The 9,732-nt window shown below is 74.6% G+C and carries 7 protein-coding genes; 1 reads left to right on the top strand and 6 read right to left on the bottom strand.

Annotated elements, in window-relative coordinates; all coding sequences use genetic code 11:
* From ACFV0G_RS26645 to ACFV0G_RS26620, 6 genes are all read right to left on the bottom strand, one after another.
* Positions 1-1,026: glycosyltransferase family 2 protein (locus tag ACFV0G_RS26645; RefSeq protein ID WP_380552994.1), on the bottom strand; the 1,026-nt coding region annotated here is incomplete at its 3' end.
* Entirely contained in the window at positions 1,016-2,398 is a 1,383-nt protein-coding gene (locus ACFV0G_RS26640; protein WP_380552991.1) for a lipopolysaccharide biosynthesis protein, read from the bottom strand. The genes ACFV0G_RS26645 and ACFV0G_RS26640, both read right to left, overlap by 11 nt.
* A 7-nt stretch (positions 2,399-2,405) precedes the next feature.
* Positions 2,406-3,707 (bottom strand): glycosyltransferase, encoded by a 1,302-nt coding sequence (locus ACFV0G_RS26635; protein ID WP_380552988.1) that lies wholly within the window; start codon positions 3,705-3,707, stop codon positions 2,406-2,408.
* Positions 3,704-4,534, bottom strand: coding sequence for a glycosyltransferase family 2 protein (locus ACFV0G_RS26630; RefSeq protein ID WP_380552985.1), 831 nt, complete (start codon positions 4,532-4,534; stop codon positions 3,704-3,706). The genes ACFV0G_RS26635 and ACFV0G_RS26630 overlap by 4 nt, the downstream gene beginning before the upstream one ends.
* A gap of 255 nt (positions 4,535-4,789) precedes the next feature.
* Entirely contained in the window at positions 4,790-6,943 is a 2,154-nt protein-coding gene (locus tag ACFV0G_RS26625) for a putative bifunctional diguanylate cyclase/phosphodiesterase (RefSeq protein WP_380552982.1), read from the bottom strand.
* Positions 6,940-7,746: an SAM-dependent methyltransferase gene (locus ACFV0G_RS26620; RefSeq protein ID WP_380552979.1), complete on the bottom strand. Its 807-nt coding sequence runs from the start codon at positions 7,744-7,746 to the stop codon at positions 6,940-6,942. Before ACFV0G_RS26620 ends, ACFV0G_RS26625 begins: the two co-directional genes overlap by 4 nt.
* 186 nt (positions 7,747-7,932) lie before the next feature.
* On the opposite strand from ACFV0G_RS26620, the gene ACFV0G_RS26615 reads away from it, so the two are divergent.
* On the top strand, positions 7,933-9,699 hold the full coding sequence (locus tag ACFV0G_RS26615) for a glycoside hydrolase family 15 protein (RefSeq protein WP_380552976.1): 1,767 nt from the start codon (positions 7,933-7,935) through the stop codon (positions 9,697-9,699).
* Positions 9,700-9,732 lie beyond the last annotated feature (33 nt).

Raw genomic sequence — 9,732 nt, 5'->3', positions numbered from 1 at the left:
GTCGCTCTCCGAGCCCCGGCCCCGCGTCCACACTCCCCCCCCCGCGCGCGCCCCCGCCCCGGCGGGCGCGGGGGCGGGCGGGGGCGGCCCCCCCCGGCCGAGGTGCCGCAGCGCGGCGCGCGAGCGCCCGGCGGCGTAGCCGAGCACGGTCGCGCCGACGCCGGTGCACAGGGCCGCGAGGACCTGCGGGTGCGGGGCACCGGGCCGCACGGCGCGCAGGGCCGCACGGGGGACGGTCGAGCCGAGGTAGCGCCGCTCGCTGGCGAGCGCCCGGCCGGCCCCGGCGTGCGCGGTGACGGCCGCCTTGGACAGGCCCTCGGCGAAGCACCGGGCCCGGAAGTAGCGGCGGGCGGTACGGGCCGGCGGCACGTGGTGGCGGACGGCGGCGGCGGGCTCGTAGAGCAGGACGCCGTCGGGGTGCCGGGCGGCGAGGCGCAGGCACAGCTCGGTCTCCTCGCAGCCGAGCGGGCGGCGCCCGACCCGGCCCAGGTCGGTGCGGAAGCCGCCGGCGGCGAGCAGCAGCCCGCGCCGGAACGACATGTTGGCGCCGATGAAGTTGCGCACCGGCGCGGGCCGCTCCGGCAGGCCGCGGTAGCTGCAGCCGACCACCCAGTCGAACTCCGGCGGGAACCACCCCGGGCGCCCGCTCTCCCACCACGGCCGGACGAGGCCGCCGACGCCGAGCACCCGCGGGTCGCGGTACCCGGCCAGCAGGCGCCCGGCCCAGTCGGGGTCCGCGGCGGCGTCGTCGTCGAGGAAGGCGACCACGTCGCCGTGCGCGTCGGCCACGCCGGTGTTGCGGGCGCCGGAGAGGCCCCGGCGCTCGCGGTTCTCGGTGATCCGGGCGCCCGGCAGGCCGGTCCGCGCCAGGGCGGCGAGCTCGGGGCAGTGGTCGACAACCACGAGCAGTTCCTCGACGGGCCGCCGCTGGGCGCGGACGGACTCCACCGCTGCGCACAGGTCGTCCCAACGGTCCGGCGTGTACGCGCAGATGACCACGGTCAGGGTCGTCCGGTCAGGCTGCATGGCGGGCTCCGAACAGGCGTCGCACCGGGCGGCGGCCGGGGACCGGCAGCCAGCGCGGCATCGTCAGTAGCAGCGGGACCGCCAGCACCGACTCGGCCAGCAGCCAGCCGAGCCCGATGCCGGTGAGCCCCATGGAGGGCAGCAGCCAGAGGATCACGGCCACCACCAGCGTGTAGAGCACGATCTGGAGCCCCATCATCCGGCCCAGCTGGCGCCGGGCCCGGGCCACGTCGATGGCGATCCCGACCACCAGGTTCGGCAGTGCGGCGAGAACCAGCAACCTCAGCGGGGCGGTGCCGTAGTGCGCGTAGCCGGGGCCGAACAGGCTGAGCAGCCAGGGTGCGGCCACCAGGGTGACGGCGACCCCGGCGGTCAGCATCAGCCCGGCGTGCCGCAGCACCTTGCGGGCGTGCACGGCGAGCAGTTCCGGTGCGTGGGCGGCCTCGACGATGAGCGAGCTGCCCATGTTCATCGCGGCCAGGAAGAACGTGTAGGCGATGACCCAGGCCAGCGAGAAGTACGCGCTCTGCGCGGCGCCGTAGCGGTTCAGCACGAGCAGCGGCATCACGCTGTAGGCGACCATCCGGAACAGCGAGCCGACGTAGTCGGCGGCGGTGTACCGGGCCAGTCCGGCGGCGGGGCGGCCGGTGGGCGCGGCGGCCCGCTGGTGGTCGGGGATCGCGCGGCGGAAGAGGTAGCCGTTGGTCACCGCCAGGGAGAGCACCAGCGCCACCGTCCAGGACACCAGGATGCCGGAGCCGAGCGCCACGAAGGCGGCCAGCAGCACCGCCTTGGCGACCGCGAACAGGGCGTTCTCGCCGAGCACCCAGTTGGGCCGCCGCAGGCCGGTCAGGGCGCCGTCCTGGAGCACGAACAGCGTGTATCCGGCGGTCGCGGCGATGAACGCCAGCGCGACCACCGGCTCCCGGAGGAAGGCCAGGCCCGGCGCGAGGAGCGGCTGGGCGAGCAGGAAGGCCGCGGCGGCGACCGCGCTGAACGCCGCGCTCACCAGATAGCAGCGCAGCACCACGCGGCCGGTCCGCCGGCCGGCGACCGGGACGAAGCGGACCAACACGTCGCCGAGGTTGAGCTGGCCGATGCCGGAGAGCAGCGAGACGGCGGCCAGCGCGGTGTAGCTGCGGCCGACCACGTCGGCGCTGTACCAGCGGGTGGACAGCACCCAGAACACCGCGCCGAGCGCCGCCGCGGTGACCGAGCTCAGGGTGAGCACGTGGCCGTTGCGCAGCAGCGGCTCGGCCCGCAGCGCCGACCGGATCCTGGTCCGCAGCAGGGTCGGGAAGGCGCACTCGCACGGCAGCGGGCAGGGGCAGGAGGACGGACGGGCCTGGGTGGCGGTGCTGTGGGCGAACATGGGCCGCTCATCCCGGTTCGGTGCGGCCCGCGAAGCGGCCGCGCAGGTAGCCGACGGGCCCGTACAGCAGCCCCTTGACCTCCAGCCGGGCGAGCTGCGGCGGCAGCGGGCGTCCGGCCGGGGTGCGGCGCCGGGTGCGGCGCAGGGCCAGCGCGGCGCCGCGGGGCAGCCGGCGCAGCAGCGCGGGCAGCATGCCCGGCTCGTTCGCCAGCGCCGCGGCCAGGTACGCGCCGAGGCCGACGCCGTAGCTGTAGGCCTGGCCGAGCAGCGCCTGCTCGGTGCGCCGGTGCCGGTGCCAGACGACCGCGTCCGGCTGGTAGACCAGGGTCCGGCCGTTGACGATCACCCGGAAGAAGGCCAGCAGGTCGTGGCCGCTCAGGGCGGGGGTGCCGGTGCCGGTGGCGGTGTCGAAGCCGCCGATGGCGCGCAGCGCCGCGATCCGGAACGCCATGTTGGCGCCGGAGCCGAACCGGCCCGCGGTGAACGGGAAGAGCGGGTCCTCGGGCGGGTGGTCGAGGGACCAGGAGCGGCGGGCGAAGCCCTTGTCGAAGCCGCCGTGGTCGTGCAGCGCGCACTGGGCCCGTGTGGCGAGTTCGGCGGGCAGGATCAGGCCGGTGACGCAGCCGATCCGCTCGTCCCCCTCGAAGCCGTCCACCAGGGCGTCGATCCAGCCCGCGTCGACGAGCGTGTCGTCGTCGGCGATGGCCAGGATCTCGCCGGTGGCGGCGGCCAGGCCCCGGTTGTGGGCCCGGGCGACGCCGGGCCGCGGCTCGCGCAGGTAGCGGACGCGTCCGTGGTAGCGGCCGGTGATCAGGAGGCGGGCCTCCTCGCCGGAGGGGGCGCTGTCGACCACGGTGACGTCGTAGTTCGGGTAGCGGTTGCGCAGCAGGCTGTCCAGGCAGTCGCGCAGCATCGCGGGGCGGTCGCGGGTGGCGACGACCACGCTGACCCTGGGCAGGTCCGCGGGCACCCCGGCGCGGCCGACCCGACCGGGCCGCGCCGCGGGTGTCGCGGTGGACAGGGCGGGGACCCGCAGGTCCCGGTGGGCGGCGTCGACCAGCGCCCGGCGCAGCGTGGCGCTGTCGCCTGCGGTGCCGGTGGCCGTGACCAGGCCGAGCGGGTGTCCGTGCAGCCGCACCAACGCCAACACGCGTCCGTCCGGGTCGACCGGGCCGAGGCCTCCGGGTGCGCGCAGCACGCCCGGCTCGTCCAGGTCCAGTTCGACGACCCGGACGGGGGTGTAGAGCGAGTCACGGGCGGCAGAGCGCGGGCAGGCCGCTGCGGTGCGCCGGTCGACGCCGATCATCATCGCTCCCCCACGGCAACGGGCGCCGAGGACCGGGCACCGGGACGTTCGGCGATCAGGGTCCGCAGCACCCGTCGGCCGTCGGAGACGGCGTGGAGGTGCGAGCGGCCGCTGCGGCGGGGAAGTTCGAGGCTCGGGACCTCGGCGATGCGCAGGCCCGAGCGGAGTGCGTGCGCGACCATCTCGGCCTCGATCTCGAAGCCCGCGGAGTGCAGGCTGAGTTCCTCGAGGAAGCTGCGGCGGAAGGCGCAGAACCCGTAGCACAGGTCGGTGAGCACGGCGTGGTACAGGCGGTTGACCACGGCCAGCAGCACCCGGTTGCCGAGCGAGCGGACCCGGGTGAAGTCGAGCGAGCCGCCGCCGGCGATGCAGCGCGAGCCCTTGACGAAGTCGTAGCCGTTGTCGAGGAAGTGCAGGTAGTGCGGGATCTCGCCGGGCCACATCGAGCCGTCGGCGTCCATCATCACGATGTAGTCGCCGGTCGCGGCGGCGAAGCCGGTGCGCAGGGCGTTGCCCTTGCCGGGGCCGCTCTGCACGACGCTGCGGACGTTGGGGAGGCAGTTCCTGGCCATCGCGACGGTGGCGTCGCTGGATGCGCCGTCGACCAGGATGACCTCGTCCACGCACCGCGGGATCTGCTCGAACACCCAGGGGATGTTGCGCGCCTCGTTGTAGGCGGGCACCACCAGGCTGACGGTGTGCGGTGTGGCGAAGTCGCCGGCCCGGCGCATCGGCCGCCGGGCCGGGACCCGGTCGCCGGCGCGGCGCATCGGTCGGCCGTTGCGGACCTGGCTGGGCTGTGCGGGGTCGGGAGGCAGGGTGGTGCTCATCGCTCAGAGGCCTCTCGGGAGGCGGCAGGGCACAGTGGTGCCCTCGGTGGTGTGGAGAGCGAGCATCGACGCGGGCCTGGAATTCCCCCGCCGGCCTCCGTGAGCCCCCCGGCCCCGGCCCCTGAATGCGTCGGTCGTCGTCTCGGGCGCTTGCGCGCCGACGGTAACGCCTGGCTCTGTCGCTGCGAAGCGGTGCCAGTGGACCCATCATCTGCGCCCGATTCACCCTGAGTCAAGGGGAATCGGCGAGATTTTTCACATTTCGGGGCGGTATGTCGGATTCGCCGCAGTGGTGGCCCGGAGGTCGACCGCCTCGGACAGATTGGCCTCCGCGATCCGGCGGGCGATCTCCCCGGGCCGGACGGGCCGCCCGAAGTGCCAGCCCTGGGCCCAGTCGCAGCCCATCAGGCGCAGCCGCTCGGCGTCCGAGCGGTTCTCCACGCCCTCCGCGGTGACGGTCAGTCCGAGCGTGTGCGCCAGCGACACCAGGCCGCTGACGATCCGCCAGCCGAGGTGGGTGTCCTTGGCCGGGTCGTGCAGGTCCCCGACGAACGAGCCGGCGATCTTCAGCCCGGAGACCGGGAGGTCGCGCAGGTAGGCGAGGTTGGACCAGCCGGTGCCGAAGTCGTCGACGGCGAGCGAGACCCCGAGGTCGACCAGGCCGTGCAGCGACTTCAGCGCCTCGTCCTCGGGGCCGACCACAGTGGACTCGGTGATCTCCAGCTGGAGCTTGCCGGGCTGCAGCCCGGTGCTGCGCAGGATCCGGTCCAGGTCCGCGACCAGGCCGGCGTTGCGGGCCTGACGGACCGCCAGGTTGACGTTGAGCTGCGGGGCCCGGTCGCCGAACCGGGTTACCCAGTCCGCGGCCTGACCGCACGCCTGCTCCAGCACCCAGCGGCCGAGCGGCATGATCAGGCCGGTCTCCTCGGCGGTGCCGACGAACTCCTCCGGCCCGAGCACGCCCAGCTGCGGGTGGCGCCAGCGCACCAGCGCCTCCACCGCGGCCAGCGACCCGTCGGCCAGGTTGACCAGCGGCTGGTAGTCGATGAAGAACTCGCCGCGGTCCAGCGCCGAGGGCATCCGGACGGACACCGCGTACCGGCTGACCGCCCGGGCGTTCTCCTTCGGGTCGAACAGCGTCCAGCGCCCGCGCCCGGCCTCCTTGGCCCGGTACAGCGTCAGATCGGCGGCCCGTACGGCCGCTCCGGGCGTGGTGGTGGCCACCCGGCGCTCCAGCACGCCGACGCTGGCACCGACCGCCAGCTTGTGGTCGCCGACCATCACCGGCTTGGCGAGCGCGGCCAGCACGGTCTTGGCGGCGGCCACCGCCTCCTGCTCGCCCCGGCAGTTCTCCAGCAGCACCACGAACTCGTCGCCGCCGAGCCGGGCCACCAGGTGCCCCAGCGGGCTCAGCGCGGCCTCCAGCCGGCCGGCCACCGCGGTCAGCAACTGGTCTCCCATGTCGTGCCCGAGGCTGTCGTTGACCACCTTGAAGCCGTCCAGGTCGACGTAGCACAGGCCGAACCTGGCGCCCGGCTCCGGATCGTCGAACAGCCGCTCCAGCCGGTCGAAGAAGGCGGCCCGGTTGGGCAGCCCGGTCAGCGGGTCGTGGGTGGCCTGGTGGCGCAGCCGCTCTTGCAGCCGGTAGCGGTCGGTGATGTCCTCCAGCATCGCCACCTGGTACTTCGGCACGCCGTCGTCGTCGCGGATCAGCGAGACGGTCAGGTGCGTCCAGACCACCTCGCCGTCCTTGCGGTAGTACGGCTTGTCGAACTGGAAGTACTCGCGCTTGCCGCTGATCAGGTCCCCGTACGCCTCCCAGACGCCCGGGGTGTCCTCCGGGTGGACGAGGTCGCCGACCCGGCGGCCGGCCATGTCGTCGGCGCCGGCGCCGAAGATCTCGCCGAGGGCCCGGTTGACCGCCAGGATGTTGCCCTCGACGTCGCCGATGCCGATGCCGATCGCGGCGCTCTCGAACAGCGCGCGGAAGCGCGCCTCGGACTCGCGCAGGGCCCGCTCGATCTCGTGCCGCGCGGTGTCCGCCGCCAGCCGGATCGCCTCCTGCTCACGCAGCGTGCGCTCGCGCAGGGCGGCCGCCCAGCCGGCCGCGAAGGCGCCGGACAGCTCCGGGCCGCGGTTGTCGGCGGGGTGGCGGTGCAGCAGCTCCACCGCCCGGGCGAGCAGCGCCGGATCGGTGAAGTGGGCCTCGACCAGCAGCGCCCCCGCCTGCTGGGCGGGCGCGGGGTCGAAGGGCTGCCCGTGCCGGGCGCGCTCCAGCAGGTCGGCGGTCCGGCCGACCAGGCCGTTCAGCACCCGCGGGTGCACGGCGGAGCCGTGTCCCTGCTCCAGCAGGCGGGCCCACTCGTCGCGCAGCCCGACCGCGCCGCCGGCCGGCGGCCCGTCGCTCACGGCAGTCGTCCGACGCCGGCAACGCCCGTCATGCGCTCCGGGTGCGGTCCGACCGCGGCGGGATCGTCCGGCCGCCACTCGGGCAGGTAGACGACGCCCGGCTCCACCAGCTCGAATCCGTCGAACAGGCTCTCGATCACGTCCCGGCTGCGCATGGTGAGCGGGGTCGGGGTGCGGCGGTAGAGGTCCTGGTGCGAGCCCGCCTGGTCGGGGCGGCCCTCCAGCGAGGCGTGCGAGAGCGCCAGGAAGCTGCCGGGCGGCAGGGCGTCGCGGAGCGTGCCGACCAGCTTGTGCGGGTCGTCGGCGTCCTGGACGAAGTGCAGCACGGCGACCAGCAGCACGCCGACCGGCTCGCCCGGGGCGAGCAGGGCGGCGACCTCGGGGCGCGCCAGCAGGTCGTCGACGTCGCGCGCGTCCGCCTCGACGATGGTGCTGTCCGGGTCGTCCTGGAGCAGCAGCCGGCTGTGCGCGACGGCCACCGGGTCGTTGTCGGCGTAGACCACCCGGGACTCGGGCCGGATCTCCCGGGCGATCTCGTGCACCGGGCCGAAGGTGGGGATGCCGGAGCCGATGTCGAGGAAGCGGGTGACGCCCGCCTCGGCGAGGAACTGCACGGCGCGCCGCAGGAACGCCCGGTTGGCCCGCATGATCTGCGGGAGCTCCGGCCAGAGCTCCACCGCCTTGCGGGCCGTGCGCCGGTCAGCCTCGAAGTTGTGCGAGCCGCCGAGGTAGTAGTCGTACATCCGGGCGGCGTTGGGCTTCTCGAGATCCGTTCCGGCGGGCACCCAGTTCGGCTGCCGCATGACGGCACCCCCTCCGGCTCGGTTGAAAAAGACAACAGCTCGACATGATTTTCCTATGATCTGATCATCAGGGCAAGCGGAAGGAACGTTCCCGGCTCCGGAACGGACACCCGCACGGCCGACGGCGCCCCGGCCGCCGACCCCGCAGGCTGCGCACGACCCGCGGTGCGGCGGACAATGGTCCCGATGGCCGGACGCATAGAGGACTACGCCCTCATCGGTGACCTCCAGACCGCCGCCCTGGTGGGCCGGGACGGTTCGGTGGACTGGCTGTGCCTGCCCCGGTTCGACTCCCCCAGCTGCTTCGCGGGCCTGCTCGGTGACGGACGGTACGGCGCCTGGCGCCTCGCCCCCGTCGGGGCCGGCGACTGCACCCGCCGCCACTACCGCGGCAACAGCCTCGTCCTGGAGTCGCTCTGGGCCACCCCCGACGGAACCGTCCGGGTGATCGACTTCATGCCGCACCGCGACCGGGTGCCGCAACTGCTGCGCATCGTCGAGGGCGTGACCGGCACCGTCGCGATGCGCGGCGAGCTGCGGCTGCGCTTCAACTACGGCCGGGTGGACCCCTGGGTGCGCCGCACCGAGCACCACCGGGTCGCCGTCGCCGGACCGGACTCGGCATGGCTGCGGGTGCCGCCCGGCGTCCACACCTACGGCCAGGACGGCACCACCGCCTCGGACTTCACCGTCCGGGCCGGCGAACAGGTGCCGTTCGTCCTCACCTGGCAGCCCTCGCACCTGCACTCCACCCCGCGCACCGACCCGGCCGCCGCCCTGGCGCGCACCCTCGACGCCTGGCAGGGCTGGGCGGCCGGCTGCCGCTACCGCGGCGAGTGGCGCGCCGCCGTGCTGCGCTCCCTGATCACCCTGAAGGCACTCGCCTACGAGCCGACCGGGGGCATCGTCGCCGCGCCGACCGCCTCGCTGCCGGAGTCGATCGGCGGCGTCCGCAACTGGGACTACCGGTTCTGCTGGCTGCGGGACTCCAGCATGACGCTCTCCGCCCTGCTGCGCGGCGGCTTCCGCGAGGAGGCGGCCGCCTGGCGCAAGTGGCTGCTGCGGGCGATCGCCGGCGACCCGGGCGACCTGCAGGCCGTCTACGGCGTGGCCGGCGAGCGCGGGTTGGCCGAGACCGAGGCCGACTGGCTCCCCGGTTACCTGAGTTCGGTGCCCGTGCGGTTCGGCAACGCGGCCGTGCGCCAGCTCCAGCTCGACGTCTACGGCGAGGTGGTGGACACCATGCACCTCGCCCTGCGGGCCGGCATCCCGATGGAGCGCCAGGTCTGGAGCCTGCTGCGGACGCTGATGGGGTTCCTGGAGCGGCACTGGCACGAGCCGGACGAGGGCCTGTGGGAGGTCCGCGGCGGCCGGCGGCACTTCGTGCACTCCAAGGTGATGGCCTGGGTCGCGGCCGACCGCGCCCTGAAGATGGCCGAGATGACCGGGCTGCCCGCCCCGGTGGAGCGCTGGCGGGCGATGCGCGACGCCGTCCACGCGGACGTCTGCGAGTACGGCATCGACCGGCGGCGCGGGGTGTTCGTGCAGGACTACGGGGGCCGGGACCTCGACGCCGCCGCGCTGTTCGTGGTGAAGACCGGCTTCCTGCCGCCCGACGACCCCCGGGTGATCCGCACGGTGGACGCCGTCCGCACCGGCCTCGACCACGGCGGCCTGATCCGCCGCTACTCCACCGACTCGGGCGCGGACGGCCTGACCGGGCCCGAAGGGGCCTTCCTGGCCTGCTCGTTCTGGCTCGCCGACGCACTCGGCGCGCTCGGCCGCACCGGCGAGGCGCGGACCCTGTTCACCCGGCTGGTCTCGCTGGGCAACGACCTCGGGCTGCTCGCCGAGGAGTGGGACCCGGCCGAGGGTCGCCAACTGGGCAACATGCCACAGGCGTTCAGCCATGTGGCACTGGTCAACTCGGCCTTCGACCTGGCCGCCGCCTGAGCCCGCGGACCGCCGCCGGACACGCCGCAGGGC

Source organism: Kitasatospora sp. NPDC059571, assembly GCF_042735675.1.
GTDB lineage: Bacteria > Actinomycetota > Actinomycetes > Streptomycetales > Streptomycetaceae > Kitasatospora.
The sequence above is the reverse complement of the archived record's forward strand: the minus strand, read 5'-3'. Positions and strand labels throughout refer to the sequence as shown.